This is a genomic window from Agromyces subbeticus DSM 16689 (assembly GCF_000421565.1).
GTDB classification, from domain to species: Bacteria; Actinomycetota; Actinomycetes; order Actinomycetales; family Microbacteriaceae; genus Agromyces; species Agromyces subbeticus.
Map to the genome: position 1 here is coordinate 426641 of NZ_ATXG01000002.1, position 16596 is coordinate 443236.

The following is a 16596-nucleotide window of genomic DNA, read 5'->3' on the forward strand; positions in this document are numbered from 1 at the left end:
CGGCGCGGCCGATCCCGCGCTTCTGATTCCGCGCGGCTGCCACCGCGCTGCGCTCAGAGCTCGGCGAGCACGGAGACCGGGCGCTCGATGCAGCGCGCCAGGAAGGTGAGGAACGCGGCCGCCTCCGCGCCATCGCACACGCGATGATCGAATGAGATCGTCAACTCGGTCACGGTTCGCACGGCGAGTTGGCCCTCGACCACCCACGGTCGCTCGATGAAGCGCCCGACGCCGAGCATCGCTGCCTCGGGGTGGTTGATGATGGCGGCGGAACCGTCGACCCCGAGCGTGCCGTAGTTGTTGAGCGTGAAGGTGCCGCCGGTGAGTGCGGCGGGCGGGAACGCGCCGGTGGTGGCCTCGTCGGTGCGCGTCAGGATCGCGTCGCGCAGGGCGCGCAGCGACATCCGCTCGGCGCCGTGCACGACCGGCACGAGGAGTCCTCGCGGAGTCTGCGCCGCGAGCCCCAGGTTCACGGTCGAGTGAATGACGAGCTCTTCGCGGTCGGCGTCGAAGCTCGCGTTGAGCGACGGGTGCTTGACGAGCCCCGCGACGACGAACCGGGCGATGAGCGCCGTGATGCCGAAGCGCTCGCCGGTCGCCTCCTGCAGTTGGCGGCGCGCGCTCAGCAGTTCGGTGGCGTCGACATCCATCCAGACGGTCGCCTCGGGGATCTCTCGGCGAGAGCGAGAGAAGTGCGCCGCGGCGGCGCGGCCCATGCGGTCGAGTGGCACCCGGCGGTCACCGTCGCGGTCGGTGCCGGTTGCGGGTGCCGGTGACGTCTCGAGCCGGTCGACGGATGTCGCGGGGCTCGCTTTCGCTCCGGATTCGCGCTCCTCGGCGATGTATGACTCGACGTCGCGTCGCATCACGAGGTGCTCGGGTCCTGAGCCGAGCAACTGACTCGCGTCGAAGCCGTGTTCGCGGGCGAGACGGCGAACGATGGGGGAGACCACAGGGGAGCGACGGCCGGCATCGAGTCGCGCGGAGCCGGTTGCACGTGAGGCCGGGCTGGTCGCCGCGGTGCCGCCGCTGGCCGCACCGCCGCCGGCAGCGCCGCTGCCGGCGCCACGACGACCGAAGCGGGCCGGCGCCGACGCCGATCGCTTCGTGACGGTCGACTGCCGCGTGCCGTACCCGATCAGCACGGCGCCGGACTCTTCAGCGGGGGCGGCGTCGCGGGTGATGATGCCGGGTTCGGCTGGCTCCGCGACATCCGCAGCCTGAGCTGACGCCGATGTGGATGCCGATGGCGCCGTCGACGCCGGTGATCCAGCCTGGGCGCCGAGCGTCATCAGCACCGTTCCGGCGTGCAGCACTTCGCCGACCTCGCCGCCGAGCGACTCCACCACACCGGCGAACGGCGTGGGCAATTGCACGACGGACTTCGCCGATTCGATCTCGACCACGACCTGGTCGATCGTCACCTCGTCGCCCGGGGCGACGAGCCACGCGACGATCTCGGCCTCGGTGAGCCCCTCGCCGAGGTCGGGGAGGATGAACTCGCGGCTCATGCGTCCCACTCCCAGGTGTCGAGCGCTGCGAGCACGCGGTTCGCGGTCGGCAGGTGGTACTCCTCGAGCTTCGGCGAGGGGAAGGGGATGTCGAAACCCGCGATGCGCAGCACGGGTGCGGCGAGGTGATGGAAGTTGCGCTCGGTGATCCGTGCCGCGACCTCTGCACCGTAGCCGCCGAACTGGGCGGCCTCATGGATCACGGCGGCGCGCGAGGTCTTGCGCACGGATGCGCCGACGGTGGCGTCGTCGAAGGGGGAGAGGCTGCGGAGGTCGATGACCTCGATCGAGAGGCCCTCTTCGGATGCGGCTTCCGCCGCCTCGAGTGCGGTGCGCACCGTCGGGCCGTAGCCGATGAGCGTGACATCGGTGCCCTCGCGCACGACCTCGGCGCGGTCCATGGGCGCCGTCGTCACGGGCAGCGCGAGCGGCGCCTTCGACCAGTAGCGGCTCTTCGGCTCCATGAAGACGACGGGGTCGTCGCTGTCGATCGCCTCGCGGAGCATCGAGTATGCGTCGGCGGGATTCGACGGCATCACGACGGTGAGGCCCGGCGTCGACGCCCAGTACGACTCGGAGGAGTCCGAGTGGTGCTCGACGCCGCCGATCGCTCCGGCGCAGGGAATGCGCACCACCATCGGCAGCGTGACCCGGCTCTTCGTGCGATTGCGCATCTTCGCGACGTGCGACACCATCTGCTCGAACGCCGGGTAGCTGAAGGCGTCGAACTGCATCTCGACAACGGGGCGCATGCCGTACATCGCCATGCCGATCGCCGTGCCGATGATGCCCGACTCGGCGAGGGGCGAGTCCCAGATGCGGTCGGTGCCGAACTCGGCCTGCAGGCCGTCGGTGACGCGGAACACGCCGCCGAGCGGCCCGACGTCCTCTCCGTAGACGACGACGCGGTCGTCGGCCGTCATCGCATCGCGCATCGCGGCGTTGAGCGCGCCGGCCATGGTGAGCTGCGTCGGGGCGGATGCCTCGGCGGAGGTGCTGCTCGTCACGGTCGCGGTCATCGTGCGGCTCCGGCGTGCGAGGCGAACGCGCCGGCGGCGAGCTCGGCCTCGAGGGCGGCGCGCTGTTCGAGCAGTGCGGCGCGGTCGCGCCCGTACACGTGATCGAAGAGCTCGAGCGGGTCGATCTCGGCCTCGGTCGTCATCACCTCGCGCGTGCGCTCGGCGAGCGCCTCCGCGGCATCCGCGATCTCGGTGCGCAGCGCCTCGGTGAGCGCGCCCTCGGAGACCAGGTACTTCTCGAGGCGCTCGATCGGGTCGCGGCGCTTCCAGTGCTCGACGTCGCGGGCCGCGCGATAGCGGGTCGGGTCGTCGGAGTTCGTGTGCGCCTCGATGCGGTAGGTGACGCCCTCGATGAGGGTGGGGCCGCCGCCGGAGCGTGCCCGGTCGATGGCCGCCTGTGTCACGGCGTACATGGCCGCGACGTCGTTTCCGTCGACGTGGTAGCCCGGCATGCCGTAGCCGACGGCCTTGTCGGCGAGCGTCGCGGCGCGCGTCTGCCGCTCGAGCGGCACGCTGATCGCGAACTGGTTGTTCTGCACGACGAACACCGTGGGCGTCTGCCAGACCGCAGCGAAGTTGAACGCCTCGTGCGCGTCACCCTCGCTCGTCGCCCCGTCGCCGAGGAAGGTGAGGGCGACGACCGGGTCGTGACGGAGCCTGGCCGCGTGCGAAAGGCCGACCGCGTGCAGGGTCTGCGTCGCGAGCGGCGTCGCCTGCGCGGCCGTGCGGTGCGCATGCTGGTCGTAGCCGTTGTGCCAGTCGCCGCGGAAGGCGGCGAGGATGTCGCCGGGCTCGATGCCGCGGGTGAGCAGTGCCACGCTGTCGCGATACGTGGGGAACAGCCAGTCATCGGTCGTCAGGGCTGCGACCGCGCCGATCTCACAGGCTTCCTGCCCGTAGGCGGAGGGATACGTCGCGAGCCGGCCCTGCTTGGTGAGTGCCGTGACCTGCACGTCGAAGCGCCGGGCGACGACCATCTTTCGGTAGAGGTCGAGGAGCGTCTCGGAGTCGGGAAGACCGAAGCCGCCGGTGGCCGCGCCGGTGACCGCATGCCCGGCGTTGTCGAGCAGCCGCAGGGGCTTCTCGGAGGGCAGGACGCGAACGGAGGCGTGCTCGACATTGAGGCTCATGCCTTCATCGTGCGACACTCTCGCGCCGCTCGGTGGGGCTCTCGAGCAACCGTGAACGAACGGCTTCGCGGGGCCGAAAGCGTTGCCGATCGTCCGGCAGCAGAGCCTCAGCTGCGCCAGATGTCCAGGGTCTGCGCGGGCGGGTGACCCTCGAGTTCGGCGAGGATCAGGTGCGATCTCGTCGAGACCACACCGGGCATGTCATGGATGTCGCGGAGGATCGCCTGGCTCAGCTGCTCGTGGTCGGGCGCGCTCACCGTGAGGATGATGTCGATGTCGCCCGACACCGCCTGCACCTTCTCGACGAAGGGCAGGGTGGCGAGCTTCGCGGCGATCGACTCCCACGACACCTCGCCGATGCGAACGACCACGAGCGCCGAGATGTTCAGGCCGATCGCCTTGCGGTCGATCTGCGCGCCGAACCCGGTGATGACGCCGCGCTGCTGCAACTGCTGCACGCGATTGTGCGCCGCGGTGCGAGAGATGTGCACCCGTTCGGCGAGCGTGCGCACCGAGAGACGACCGTCGCGGCTGAGCTCGGCGACGATGCGTCGGTCGATGGCATCGAGCGCGTCGTTCCGGTGCTGTGCTGGCTGGGTCATCATCGTCCTCGTTGCTCATCTCCAGAGTACCGGCTGCGCCTCGCTTCGACGCGTCGAAGCGAGGCGCGCATCGGCGCGTGGCGAATGGCCCGGGGCAGGAGCGGCCAGACGGCGGCGATCGCGCGGAACCATCCGTTCACGACTCGCTCGACGCGAGGCGTCCAGTGGAACCCGTACGCAGCGCGAATCGGCGCCGGCAGCAGTGCGGCCGTCACGAGGCGCACGAGCGGCAGCAGCGCTGCGGCACCGAAGGGCAGCGCGGATGTCTCGGTGAGCAGGCTTCTCGCCACGGCTCGGGCGTCGTCGCCCACGGTGAGGCCGGCGAGCCGGTCGATCCACCACGCATCGAACTCGGCCCGGGTGGAGGGCCAGCCATCGCCGGTCGCCTGCAGACGGCCGCCGAGTGGCGCGTAGCCCATCACGATCGCGTCGGCGGTCGTCATCGGCAAGGGTCCCCAGAGTCGTTCATGCAACTCGAGGGCGACGGCGAGCAGGGTCGAGGCGACCCACCGTTGCGCGTCGGCGTCGAAGGCGCTGTAGGCCGGCGCAGTGCTGTCGGCGCCCCCTCGAACGGGCGCGTGACGGCGGTTGACCGTGCGCACCGCCTCGGCGGCCACGGCCTCATCGCCGAATCCGATGGCGTAGACGTAGTCGAGCGTGCCGACCAGCCGATCGAGGGGCCGCTCGCGGAACGCGCTGTGCCGGGCGACGCCGCGAGCGACACGAGGGTCGGCCAGTTGCAGCAGGATCGCGGCTCCGCCGCCCAGCAGCAGCACGCCCTCGGCGGCATGACGGTGGAACGCCCTTCGTTCGTCGTGTTCGCGCATCAGTACCAGTTGTACCGCTAGTACCAGTTGACATCCTCCGAGTGCGCCCAGGCACCGCACGGAGCCCCGTAGCGGTCGGCGATGTACGAGAGGCCCCATTCGATCTGGGTCGCGGCGTTCGTGCGCCAATCGGCACCGGCGGAGGCCATCTTGCTGCCGGGCAATGACTGCGGAATGCCATAGGCGCCGCTCGAGGCGTTGTAGGCGTCGGCACGCCAGCTCGACTCGCGGGTCCACAGCAGCACGAGGCACTGGTACTCGCCGTTGCCCCAGCCGTACCGTGCGACGGCTGCAGCGGCGTACGCCTTGGCACCAGCGGTGTCGACGACGACACCCGGCGGGGGAGCGCTGCCGATGCCGCCGCTCGCCTCTTCGGCGGCCCGCTGCCGTTCCGACTCTGCCTCCTTCAGCTGTTCGCCGGCCTGATGCCGCCGCTCGAGCTCGGCGGTGCTGTCGCGAAGGCTCGCGAGCTGGGCGTAGAGGGTGTCGACGACGGCGCGTTGTTCGGCGACGTCGGCCTCGGCGGCCGCATGTGCCGTCTCGGCGGCAGCGGCAGCATCGGCGGCTTCGACGGCGAGCCGCTCACGTTCACGCTCGGCGACATCGGCCTGCGCTGCGAGCGCTTGCGATTGCGCCCGTGCGCTCTCGGCCTGTTCGGCGACTCCGCCGTAGAGCTCGGTGAGCTGCGCCGCTCGCGACAGCCCCTGCAGGAAGTCGGACGACGCGTCACCGGCCAGCAACAGGCGCAACGTGACATCCATGCCACCCGTGCGGGCGAGCACGGCGCCCACCCGCCCGAGCCGTTCGCCCGAGGCGACGGCCTCGGCCGCTGCGGCAGTCGACGCGGAGCCCAGCGTGTTCGCTCGCTGCTCGGCTCCGGCGTGCGCAGCCGCCGCTGCCGCGTTCACCGCCGCTGCCTCGACGGCCGCGTCGCCGAGCCGGGCCGACTCCGCTTCGAGCGCCGCGACGAGGTCGGTGATACGCACGGCCTCGGCCTCGCGGGTGGCGACGTCCTGCTTGGCTGCGGCAACCTCTTCCCAGCTCGGATAGTCCTCGGCGAGGGCGGGAGCGGCGGGCAGCGCGAGGGTGGCGACGAGCAGCGCCGCCGTGCCTGCCGCGAACCTCGATCTGCGCCGCACGAACACCCCCTTCGAGGCGGCGAGTCTACCCATGCGCTCGCCGAGCGGTGGTTCAGACACGCAACGTAGACTTCCCCGAATGCGAACGAAGCGAACGGCGATCCTTCCGCTCGCCATCGCGGGGATCCTGCTCTCGGCGACAGCGTGCGCCGGCGCTGCGCCGGATGCCGCTCCGACACGCAGTGCCCACGAGACTCCGTCGCCGACACCGTCCCCGACCCCGATCGACCCGGTCGCCGCCTGGGTCGACGAGCGGATGTCGCAGCTCTCCATCGAGCAGAAGGCCGCCGCGCTGCTCATGCTGCACGCGCCGGGCACCGATCCGGCGCCGCTTCGGGCGTTCGCCGAGTCGGGAGTGTCGGGGCTCATCCTCATGGGCGACAACGTGCCGGGCGGCCCTGCCGAGCTCGCCGCGCTGACGGCGGCCGTGCAGGTCGACACCGAGGCGCCCCTGCTCATCGGCATCGATGAGGAGGGCGGCGAGGTGCAGCGACTCCCATGGGACGGCGCTGCGGCCGCCGACACCCTGCGCGCCGAGGCGCCTGCTGCGTCGCAGGCCGCGTTCGCCGCCCGGGCCGACATGCTCGCCGCGAGCGGCGTCAGCGTGAACTTCGGCATCGTCGCCGACGTCACGGCAGATCCCGAGTCCTTCATCTTCGGGCGCGTGCTCGGCACCGATCCGGCGGCGGCAGCCGAGCGCGTCGCGGGCGCTGTGACAGGGGAGCGCGGCATCGTGGCGAGCACGTTGAAGCACTATCCCGGCCACGGCGCCGCGCCGGGCGACTCCCATTCGAGCGTGCCGAGCGCGCCCCTCGGACTCGACGAGTGGCGAGCCGGGCCCGCCCTGCCGTTCCGGAGCGGCATCGATGCGGGCGCGGAGCTCGTGATGACCGGCCACCTGAGCTACCCGGCGGTCGACCCGGCCCCGGCCTCGCTCTCGCCCGAGTGGCACCGGATCCTGCGCGAGGAACTGGGTTTCGACGGCGTCGTCGTCACCGACGACATGTTGATGCTGCAGCACAACGGTCTCGCCGAGTACGCCGATCCCGGTGAGAATGCCGTGCGAGCCGTGGCTGCAGGAGCCGACCTGCTGCTCTACGTGCTGCCGGCCGACCCCTCGACGATGGGCATCTCCGTCGAGGGCCTCGTCGGCTCGATCGTCACCGCCGTGCAGTCGGGTCGCATCAGCGAAGCGCAGCTCGACGCCGCTGCAGTTCGAGTGCTGACGCTTCGCCGCGAACTCGCGAACTGATTTCCGACCTCGGGAATACTCCGCAGCTACATGCGTTTGCATACGTGTGGCCGAACGGCCACCACGATGACGAACACGGGAGACTGCCCAATATGACGACCACTGCCTCGACCATCGAGATCCCCGGATACCGCGCCGGGACCTGGAAGATCGACACCGCTCACAGCGAGGTCGGCTTCAGCATTCGCCACCTCATGATCAGCAAGGTCAAGGGCAAGTTCGAGCGCTTCGACGCCACCTTCGTGACGGGCGAGAACCCGCTCGACTCGAGCGTGACCGCGTCGGCCGAGGTCGCCTCGATCACCACCAACGAGCCCAGCCGCGACGCGCACCTGCGCACCGGTGACTTCTTCGAAGCTGAGACCCACCCGACCATCGACTTCGTCTCGACCGGCGTGCGGGTCGAGAAGGGCGACTTCAAGGTCGACGGAGATCTCACGATCCGCGGCATCACGAAGCCCGTCACCTTCGACTTCGACTTCGGCGGCTTCGGCGGCGACCCCTACGGCAACTACAAGGGCGGCGCCACGGCCAAGGCCGTCGTGAACCGCGAGGACTTCGGCCTCATGTACAACGCCGCGCTCGAGACCGGCGGCGTGCTGCTCGGCGACCAGGTGACCATCACCCTCGAGCTGCAGGCCGCGCTCGAGCAGTAATCACGAGTAGAGCGAAGGGCGGTCGTGCACACGCACGACCGCCCTTCTCCGATTCACCTCGCCGCCGCGGTAATCTCGCCGAGGTTCTGACCCCAGAACCGCGCCCACTCCCGAAGTCGCGGCGTGAACCGCGCGGGGTCGAGTTCGCCATCGAAGCCATCGAGCGAGACGGATGTCGCGCGAGCGCGTTTCACCGGGCGCCAGAGACCGACTACCCGGCCATTCTGCACGAGCGTCGGCTGGAACACGCCGTTCGACCCCGGCACGACGCGGCGGGCGTGCGCCGGGTCGCACACCGGATCGCGATCGGCGTAGCCGAGGAAGTACTCGTCGAACGCAGCGAGCACGAACCGACCTGCCGCTCGCGGAGCCGGGGGAGCAGCGTCGGTCGAGCCGTGGCTCTCGTCGGACACGTCGGAGACGACGAATCGCTCGTCGTCGAAGGGAGCGACCGCGTCGCCGGCGTCAGCGAGGGCTGCCCGGGCATCGGTGAGGGTCAGGCCGCTCCACCAGGCGAAGTCACGCACGGTCGCCGGACCGTGCCCGGCGACATACGAGATGAAGAGTTTCGCAAGCGTCTCATCGCGGCCGGGCGCCGCTGCGATGCGCGGCGACCACTCATCGAGCAGCACGAAGCGCTGCCCGCGGCCCTCGACCGGTCCGCCGCAGAGCACAGCGTCGAGCGCGAGCCACGCGATCAGGTGATACCCGCGCTGTCCGGTCGTCTCGACGCCGCCCGCCTGCCACGCGGCCTGCAGCTCGTCGCGCGAGAGCGACCGGCCGCCTTCGAGCTCTCGTTCGGCGATGCGTCTGGCCGCGGCGTAGATCTCGTCATCGAGCCCGAGCTCCCGGTGCCGAGTCGCCGACAGGCGCACGATACGCGGACCGGTGATCGCGAGGATGTCGCGCAGGGACTCGGCCGGCACGAGGTGGAGGGTGCCGCGCATCGGCCAGGAGCGGAGCACGTCGCGCGACTCGATCGCCGCATCGACGTCGGCGGCGACCGAACCGGGTACTCGTGAGCCGACCACCCATTTCGATGCAGCGAAGTCTTGCGCCTGCACAGCCCCGAGGCGTCGTACCGCCGCAGCGATCGACGGCAGACCAGCGGCGAGACCGTGGGACTCGAGTCGGGCAGCGCGAACGCGGGCGTCGCTGGCGAGTTTCGTCGGCATGCCCCGAGTCTGGCGGATGCCTGTGACATCCGCTCGCTCGCCCCGTGCGGCGCGGCCCGGCGAGCCGGAGCGGGATAGACTGGGAGGCTGTGCCGCTCGGCACGTCATCCCACCCCTGTTCCTTCGGAGGAATCCCGTGCTCGCCGTCCATGATCTCGAGATCCGCATCGGTGCGCGCGTGCTGATGGAGCACGTCGACTTCCGCGTCTCAGACGGCGACAAGATCGGCCTCGTCGGCCGGAACGGTGCCGGAAAGACGACCCTCACGAAGACGCTCGCCGGCGAGACGCTCCCGACCGGCGGCCGCATCGACCGCGGCGGGGAAATCGGTTACCTGCCGCAGGATCCGCGGTCCGGCGACCCCGAGATGCTCGCCCGCACCCGCATCCTCGATGCGCGGGGGCTCGGCCAGATTTCGCTCGGCATGCACGAGGCATCCCTGAACATGGGAGATCCCGATCCCGCGGTCGCCGAGCGCGCCATGAAGAAGTACGGCAACCTCACCGACCGCTTCAACGCGCTCGGCGGATACGCCGCCGAGGCGGAAGCCGCATCGATCGCCTCGAACCTGAACCTGCCCGACCGCATTCTCGACCAGCCGCTCAAAACTCTCTCGGGTGGCCAGCGCCGTCGCATCGAGCTCGCTCGCATCCTCTTCTCGGATGCCGAGACGATGATCCTCGACGAACCGACGAACCACCTCGACGCCGACTCTGTCGTCTGGCTCCGCGAGTTCCTGAAGAACTACCGGGGCGGCGTGATCGTGATCTCGCACGACGTCGTGCTCGTCGGAGAGGTCGTGAATCGCGTCTTCTACCTCGACGCGAATCGATCGGCGATCGACATCTACAACATGGGCTGGAAGCACTACCAGCGCCAGCGCGCCGCCGACGAGGAGCGCCGCAAGAAGGAGCGCGTCAACGCCGAGAAGAAGGCCGGAGTGCTGCAGTTGCAGGCCGCCAAGTTCGGCGCCAAGGCGTCGAAGGCCGCTGCCGCGCACCAGATGGTCGCCCGAGCAGAGAAGTTGCTCGCCGGGCTCGACGAGGTGCGCACCGTCGATCGCGTGGCGAAGCTTCGCTTCCCGACTCCCGCGCCGTGCGGTCGTACCCCGATCACGGCGAGCGACCTCTCGAAGAGCTACGGCTCGCTCGAGATCTTCACGGCCGTCGACCTGGCGATCGACCGCGGGTCGAAGGTCGTCATCATCGGCCTGAACGGTGCAGGCAAGACGACGCTGCTCCGCATCCTCGCGGGCGTCGACGCTCCCGACACCGGTGTGGTCGAGGCCGGGCACGGGTTGCGGGTGGGGTACTACGCGCAGGAGCACGAGACGATCGACGTCGTTCGCTCGGTGCTGCAGAACATGGTGAGCGCCTCACCGAACCTCACCGAGACCGAGGCGCGTAAGGTGCTCGGCTCCTTCCTCTTCACCGGCGATGACGTGCACAAGCCCGCCGGCGTGCTCTCTGGCGGAGAGAAGACGCGACTCGCGCTCGCGATGATCGTGGTCTCGGGGGCCAACGTGCTGCTGCTCGACGAGCCCACGAACAACCTCGACCCCGCGAGCCGCGCCGAGATCCTCGACGCGCTCGCCCACTACGAGGGCTCGGTCGTGCTCGTCTCGCACGACCCGGGCGCGGTCGAGGCGCTGAACCCCGAACGCGTGCTCATCATGCCCGACGGCACCGAAGACCACTGGAGCCGCGAGTACCAGGAGCTCATCGAGCTGGCCTGAGGTCAGCGGCGGTCGAGCACGCCGTCTTCGAGGTCGGCGTCAGCGTCGCGCTTCGGCTCCTTCGGCGCGCGCCGAACGCGACCGGTGGCGTCGACGGCGCCGGATGCCGCGGCGTTCGCCTTGCGCTCCTGGTTCGCCGCCCACGCGAGCCCGATGAAGCCCAGCAGCGCGAAGACGTACCACTGCAGCGCGTACGAGAGATGCGGACCCTCGTCGCGTTCGGGCCGAGGTGCTGCCAACGGCGGCGTCTCAGCGTCGGCGCGCGACTGCACGAGCACTCCGTAGGCCCCCGTGTAGCTCGGCTCGCCGACGCGTTCCGCGAGCTCGGGAAGATCGATGGTCGCGAACTCGGCGCCGGTCGACGTGCGCCCCTCGATTCGGCCCTCGCCGGCTTTCAGCCGGGCTTCGACCTGCACCTCGCCGTCGGGCGGCGGCGGCACCACGCTCGGCCTGCCCTCGGCGTTCTGCGCGATCCAGCCGCGGTCGATCATGAAGACGGTGCCGTCGTCGAGCCGGAACGGCGTGATCACCTCGAAGCCCGAACTGCCTCCGAATGGCCGGTTGCGTACGACCACCTCGTCGTCGGGCAGGTATTCGCCCGAGAGCGCGACGATCTGCCAGCGTTGGTCGATGTCGAATGCGGCGCGGTCGGGCAGCGCGTCGCCCACCGGCACCGGAGCGGCGTCGTAGTTCGCGTCGATGCGTGCGAGTTCGGCAAGGGCCTCGGCCCGCCGATTGAACTGCCACGCGCCGAGGGCCGAACAGACGATGGCGAAGACGATCGTGAGCGCGAGGTAGCCCGCCCACCGGCGGTGCAGGAGGAAGCGCCAGTCATTCACGGTCGGCCTCCGCTCGAGACATCCGTCGACGCCGTGCCATCAGTTCCGGTCTCGGCGAACGCCGCCACGGAGACCGGGAAGCTCCGGGCCTCGAGGAACCCGCGCAGGTAGTCGACGTGCTCATCGCACGCGAGCCAGGTCTTGCCCCGGTCGCCGGTGTGGATTCGCGGGTTGCGCCAGTCGATGCGCCAGGTCGCGGGCTGCCGGCATTCTGCGCGCGAGCAGACGCCGTGGTCGGGCGACGCGCCCAGGCCACCGATCATGCGGCGCCGCGTTCATCGTGATTCACGTTCTCGGTGTGCTCCGGATGCTCGGTGTTCGGGTGGTTCGGCGACCCCGCGCCATCCGTCGGCGCCGGTCCTTGCGGCGGGGGAGTGCGGCGCACGAGCCCGCCGGGTCGGAGCACTCGTCGCTGCCGACTCGGGCCGCTCACGTTCGCCATGACGACGGCGAAGTAGGGGAGGAAGATGGCTCCGGCCGCGAAGATCGCCAGCCACCAGCCTTCGGCGAAGAGCAGCGCCACGATGCAGAGCACGCGGATCGACATTGCGATCGTGTATTTGATCATGCGCGAGCGCCGCTCCGCCTCGGGCGACGGCGGCAACGTGGTGATCGACTGCTGCTTCATGGTGGTCGCCGTGGTCCTCCGGCACCTCCTCGTGCTTCAAGCCTACGTCGATCGGCGGGCGACGGATGCCGCGAATTGCCAGCCTCTAAACTGGAGCGGGCCGATCGGCCCGACCGCAGAAGGAGACGCACGCAATGACGACGAGCCGCACCGTTCTCGTGACCGGTGGCAACCGAGGCATCGGCTTCGCGATCGCCAGTGAGTTCATCGCACAGGGGCATCGCGTTGCGGTCACGGCTCGCAGCGGGGCGGGGCCCGAGGGGTCGCTCACCGTTCGGGCAGACGTCACCGACGCGGCATCCGTCGACGCCGCCTTCACCGAGGTCGAGGCCGCTCTCGGCCCCATCGAGGTCGTCGTCGCGAACGCCGGCGTCACGCGCGACACCCTGCTGCTGCGCATGAGCGAAGACGACTTCACGAGCGTCATCGACACGAACCTCACCGGCGCGTTCCGTGTCGTCAAGCGCGCCTCGAAGGGCATGCTCAAGGCGCGGTTCGGGCGCATCGTGCTGATCTCGAGCGTGGTAGGCCTCTACGGCTCGGCCGGTCAGGTCAACTACTCGGCGTCGAAGGCGGGGCTCGTGGGCATGGCCCGGTCGCTCACCCGCGAACTCGGCGCGCGCAACATCACGGCGAACGTCGTGGCGCCCGGATTCATCGAGACCGACATGACCGACGAACTGCCCGAGGCGCAGCAGGCCGAATACAAGAAGAGCATTCCGCTCGCCCGCTTCGCGACGCCCGACGAGGTCGCGAAGGTCGTCGCCTGGCTCGCCGGCGACGAGGCGGGGTACATCTCCGGCGCGGTGATTCCCGTCGACGGCGGTCTCGGCATGGGGCACTGACGACCCGACCGCAGTGATCGCGCCGCGATCCGCGAAGGCGCAGCCCGCCGGTGTCAGCCGCGCAGGCCGAGCAGGGCGAGCACGCCGCTGAGGTCGGGGCGGTCGATCGCGACGTCGGCTTGGGCCCGAACGATGGGCTTCGCGCAGAAGGCGACGCCGAGCGCTGCTCGATCGAGCATCTGCAGGTCGTTGGCACCGTCGCCCACGGCGATGGTGCGGTGCAACGGGATGCCGGCGGCATCCGCCCACTCGACGAGTGCCGACGCCTTCGCAGCCGCATCGACGACTGCGCCGTCGACGCGTCCGGTGAGTCGGCCGTCGGCGACCTCGAGTCGGTTGGCGCGACAGAAGTCGAGCCCGAGCCGCTCGGCGAGCGGGTCGAGCAGCTCATGGAAACCACCCGAGACCACGCCGACGAGTCCTCCGGCCGCGTGCACTCCCGCGATGAGCTCGTGCACACCGGGTGTCGGTGTCATGCGGTCACGCGCGGCCGCGAGCTCGGTGTCGGCGAGGCCGGCAAGTGTCGCCACTCGTTCGCGCAGGCTCGCGGCGAAATCGAGCTCGCCCCGCATCGCGCGTTCGGTCACCGCGGCCACATGCTCGAGGCTGCCAGCGGCCTCGGCGAGCAGCTCGATCGCCTCTTCGAGGATCAGTGTCGAGTCCGCGTCGAGCACGACGAGCGGGCCGCTCGCGCGGCCGATGGTGCCGGCGCTCACGCGGTGGCCCGGACGCGTGAGCCCTTGCCCACGACGGTGATGCCGCTGTCGGTCACGATGAAGCCTCGGGCGACGTCTTCGGCGCGATCGACGCCGATGCGGGCGCCGGCGTCGACGACGACCTCTTTGTCGAGGATCGCACGCTGCACCGTGGCGCCGGCGTCGATGCGCGCCCGGTCGAAGAGGATCGAGTCGGCGACGTGCGCACCCGAACCCACGACCGCCCACGGACCGATGACGCTGCGTTCGACGTGCGCGCCCGAGATGACCGAGCCGAGCGAGACGATCGAGTCGATCACCGTGCCGAGCGTGCCGCGTGCGTCTCGCGTGAACTTCGCGGGCGGCGAGTTCAGCTGCTGACTGAAGATCGGCCACTCGCGGTTGTAGAGGTTGAAGACGGGCAGCACCGAGATGAGATCTTGGTGGGCCTCGAAGAAGGAGTCGATCGTTCCCACGTCGCGCCAGTAGTACCGGTCGCGATCGGTGGAGCCGGGCACCTCGTTACGCTGCAGGTCGTAGACACCGGCGGCGCCCTGCGCGACGAACGCCGGGATGATGTCGCCACCCATGTCATGGCTCGAATCGGTGCGCTCCCCGTCTCGGAGCACTGCGTCGATGAGCGCGTCGGCGTCGAAGACGTAGTTGCCCATCGAGGCGAGCACCTCGCGGGGCGAATCGGGAAGCCCGATCGGGTCGCTCGGCTTCTCGAGGAAGCGGTGGATGCGCCCCGGTTTCGCCGGGTCGACCTCGATGACGCCGAACTGGTCGGCGAGCGAGATCGGCTGACGAATCGCCGCGACCGTCGCCGCGGCGCCCGACTCGATGTGCGCGTCGATCATCTGGCCGAAGTCCATGCGGTACACGTGGTCGGCGCCGACCACGACGATGATGTCGGGCTGCTCGTCGTAGATCAGGTTGAGGCTCTGCAGAATGGCGTCGGCCGAACCCGAGAACCACCGCTTGCCGAGTCGCTGCTGCGCCGGCACCGAGGCGACGTACGAGTTCAGCAGGCCGCTCATGCGCCACGTCTGCGAGACATGACGGTCGAGGCTGTGCGACTTGTACTGGGTGAGCACGACGATCTGGCGCAAGCCCGAATTCAGCAGATTCGAGAGCGCGAAGTCGATCAGGCGGTACTGCCCGCCGAACGGCACCGCGGGCTTCGCCCGGTCTTCGGTGAGGGGCATGAGTCGCTTGCCCTCGCCGCCGGCGAGGACGATGCCGAATACCTTGCGCGCAGCCATGCGACCACCCTAGTCAGCCCGCGGCGCTGTCGGGGCAGTCGAGTCGGGGCATGACGGATGTCGCTGCGCTACGTTTGCTGCATGCGCGTCGACCTGCTCACCCGCGAGTATCCACCCGAGGTCTATGGAGGCGCCGGCGTGCACGTCGCCGAGCTCGTGCGGGCGCTCCGTTCGAGCATCGACGTGCAGGTGCGGTGCTTCGGCGAACCGCGTGCCGAGGCCGGCACCTTCGGCTATCCGACGCCCGACGAATTCGCCTCGGCGAATCCCGCACTCGCCACCATGGGAGTCGACCTCCTGATGGCCGGCGACGTCGCCGGGGCCGATCTCGTGCACTCGCACACCTGGTACGCGAATTTCGCCGGGTTCACGGCGAAGCGACTGCACGGCGTGCCGCACATCGTCTCAGCGCACAGCCTCGAGCCGCTCCGGCCCTGGAAGGCCGAGCAGCTCGGCGGGGGATACCGGCTCTCGTCGTGGGTCGAGCGCGCCGCCTTCGAAGACGCCGATGCAGTGATCGCCGTGAGCGAGGGCATGCGCCGCGACATCCTTCGCGCCTATCCCTCGATCCACCCCGAACGGGTCGAGGTCGTCTACAACGGCATCGATCTCGCCGACTGGGCGCCGCGCGACGATGCCGCCGCCGTGCGGGCGCTGGGTGTCGATCCGGATCGACCGTCGGTCGTCTTCGTCGGCCGCATCACGAGGCAGAAGGGATTGCCCTACCTGCTGCGCGCTGCGCGGCTGCTGCCCGACGACGTGCAGCTCGTACTGTGCGCCGGCGCGCCCGACACCCCCGAGATCATGGCAGAGGTCACCGCCCTCGTCGAGGCGCTGCGCGCCGAGCGAAGCGGCGTCGTCTGGATCGATCGTCACCTGCCGCGCGCCGAACTCACCGCGCTGCTCACCGCGGCCACGACCTTCGTGTGCCCGTCGATCTACGAGCCCCTCGGCATCGTGAACCTCGAGGCGATGGCGTGCGGTGCGCCCGTCGTCGGCACCGCGACGGGCGGCATTCCCGAGGTCGTCGCCGACGGCGTGACCGGGGTGCTCGTTCCCATCGAGCAGCTCGACGACGGCACTGGCACGCCGGTCGATCCCGACCGGTACGTCGCCGATCTCGCAGCGGCGCTCACTGCGGTCGTGGCGGATCCGGCGCGCGCGGCGGCGATGGGCGCTGCCGGCCGGCACCGCGCCGAGGCCGAGTTCGGCTGGGCTGCGATCGCCGAGCGCACGCTCGATCTCTACACGCGAGTGCTCGAGCGCTGAGCGACCCCG

Annotated in this window: 17 protein-coding genes; 5 read left to right on the forward strand and 12 right to left on the reverse strand. The window is 70.1% G+C overall.

The window, feature by feature from the left end; genetic code table 11:
- Window positions 1–53 precede the first annotated feature (53 nt).
- The 6 genes from H521_RS0105730 to H521_RS26215 form a co-directional block, all read right to left on the reverse strand.
- The gene (locus H521_RS0105730; RefSeq protein WP_022892071.1) at window positions 54–1511 is read right to left on the reverse strand and encodes a dihydrolipoamide acetyltransferase family protein; all 1458 of its coding nucleotides are present in this window, start codon (window positions 1509–1511) and stop codon (window positions 54–56) included.
- Window positions 1508–2530: an alpha-ketoacid dehydrogenase subunit beta gene (locus tag H521_RS0105735; RefSeq protein WP_022892072.1), complete on the reverse strand. Its 1023-nt coding sequence runs from the start codon at window positions 2528–2530 to the stop codon at window positions 1508–1510. Before H521_RS0105735 ends, H521_RS0105730 begins: the two co-directional genes overlap by 4 nt.
- Complete coding sequence (gene pdhA, locus H521_RS0105740; RefSeq protein WP_026481948.1) at window positions 2527–3660, reverse strand: pyruvate dehydrogenase (acetyl-transferring) E1 component subunit alpha; 1134 nt, start codon at window positions 3658–3660, stop codon at window positions 2527–2529. Before pdhA ends, H521_RS0105735 begins: the two co-directional genes overlap by 4 nt.
- Window positions 3661–3767: 107 nt before the next feature.
- Window positions 3768–4262: an Lrp/AsnC family transcriptional regulator gene (locus H521_RS0105745; RefSeq protein ID WP_022892074.1), complete on the reverse strand. Its 495-nt coding sequence runs from the start codon at window positions 4260–4262 to the stop codon at window positions 3768–3770.
- Window positions 4262–5089: an oxygenase MpaB family protein gene (locus tag H521_RS21670; protein ID WP_022892075.1), complete on the reverse strand. Its 828-nt coding sequence runs from the start codon at window positions 5087–5089 to the stop codon at window positions 4262–4264. The genes H521_RS0105745 and H521_RS21670 overlap by 1 nt, the downstream gene beginning before the upstream one ends.
- A gap of 17 nt (window positions 5090–5106) precedes the next feature.
- The gene (locus tag H521_RS26215; protein ID WP_211215479.1) at window positions 5107–6288 is read right to left on the reverse strand and encodes an aggregation-promoting factor C-terminal-like domain-containing protein; all 1182 of its coding nucleotides are present in this window, start codon (window positions 6286–6288) and stop codon (window positions 5107–5109) included.
- A gap of 19 nt (window positions 6289–6307) precedes the next feature.
- On the opposite strand from H521_RS26215, the gene H521_RS0105760 reads away from it, so the two are divergent.
- Window positions 6308–7480, forward strand: coding sequence for a glycoside hydrolase family 3 N-terminal domain-containing protein (locus tag H521_RS0105760; protein WP_026481950.1), 1173 nt, complete (start codon window positions 6308–6310; stop codon window positions 7478–7480).
- Between the two features lie 92 nt (window positions 7481–7572).
- On the forward strand, window positions 7573–8136 hold the full coding sequence (locus H521_RS0105765; protein WP_022892077.1) for a YceI family protein: 564 nt from the start codon (window positions 7573–7575) through the stop codon (window positions 8134–8136).
- Window positions 8137–8189: 53 nt separating this feature from the next.
- On the opposite strand, the gene H521_RS21675 is transcribed toward H521_RS0105765, so the two are convergent.
- Window positions 8190–9311, reverse strand: a complete 1122-nt coding sequence (locus tag H521_RS21675) for a winged helix DNA-binding domain-containing protein (RefSeq protein WP_022892078.1) — start codon at window positions 9309–9311, stop codon at window positions 8190–8192.
- 136 nt (window positions 9312–9447) lie between these two features.
- Between H521_RS21675 and H521_RS0105775 the strand changes: the two genes are divergently transcribed.
- Window positions 9448–11046 carry an ABC-F family ATP-binding cassette domain-containing protein gene (locus tag H521_RS0105775; protein WP_022892079.1) on the forward strand — a complete coding sequence of 533 codons (1599 nt, stop codon included), beginning with the start codon at window positions 9448–9450 and terminating at the stop codon, window positions 11044–11046.
- 2 nt (window positions 11047–11048) lie between these two features.
- Here the strand turns inward: H521_RS0105775 and H521_RS0105780 are convergent, their stop codons facing one another.
- The 3 genes from H521_RS0105780 to H521_RS25385 are packed head-to-tail and all read right to left on the reverse strand — an operon-like array spanning window position 11049 to window position 12513.
- Window positions 11049–11885 (reverse strand): SURF1 family cytochrome oxidase biogenesis protein, encoded by an 837-nt coding sequence (locus H521_RS0105780; RefSeq protein ID WP_022892080.1) that lies wholly within the window; start codon window positions 11883–11885, stop codon window positions 11049–11051.
- Window positions 11882–12148, reverse strand: a complete 267-nt coding sequence (locus H521_RS21680) for a hypothetical protein (protein ID WP_022892081.1) — start codon at window positions 12146–12148, stop codon at window positions 11882–11884. The genes H521_RS0105780 and H521_RS21680 overlap by 4 nt, the downstream gene beginning before the upstream one ends.
- Window positions 12145–12513 carry a DUF3099 domain-containing protein gene (locus H521_RS25385; RefSeq protein WP_022892082.1) on the reverse strand — a complete coding sequence of 123 codons (369 nt, stop codon included), beginning with the start codon at window positions 12511–12513 and terminating at the stop codon, window positions 12145–12147. Before H521_RS25385 ends, H521_RS21680 begins: the two co-directional genes overlap by 4 nt.
- Before the next feature lie 134 nt (window positions 12514–12647).
- On the opposite strand from H521_RS25385, the gene fabG reads away from it, so the two are divergent.
- Complete coding sequence (fabG, locus tag H521_RS0105800; protein WP_022892083.1) at window positions 12648–13358, forward strand: beta-ketoacyl-ACP reductase; 711 nt, start codon at window positions 12648–12650, stop codon at window positions 13356–13358.
- Window positions 13359–13411: 53 nt separating this feature from the next.
- Here the strand turns inward: fabG and serB are convergent, their stop codons facing one another.
- A complete protein-coding gene (gene serB / locus H521_RS0105805) occupies window positions 13412–14074 on the reverse strand; it encodes a phosphoserine phosphatase SerB (RefSeq protein ID WP_022892084.1) in 663 nt (220 codons plus the stop codon).
- Entirely contained in the window at window positions 14071–15318 is a 1248-nt protein-coding gene (glgC, locus tag H521_RS0105810; protein ID WP_022892085.1) for a glucose-1-phosphate adenylyltransferase, read from the reverse strand. The genes serB and glgC overlap by 4 nt, the downstream gene beginning before the upstream one ends.
- 81 nt (window positions 15319–15399) lie before the next feature.
- Here glgC and glgA point away from each other — a divergent pair, with 81 nt between their 5' ends.
- A complete protein-coding gene (glgA, locus tag H521_RS0105815) occupies window positions 15400–16587 on the forward strand; it encodes a glycogen synthase (protein WP_026481952.1) in 1188 nt (395 codons plus the stop codon).
- Window positions 16588–16596: the final 9 nt, after the last annotated feature.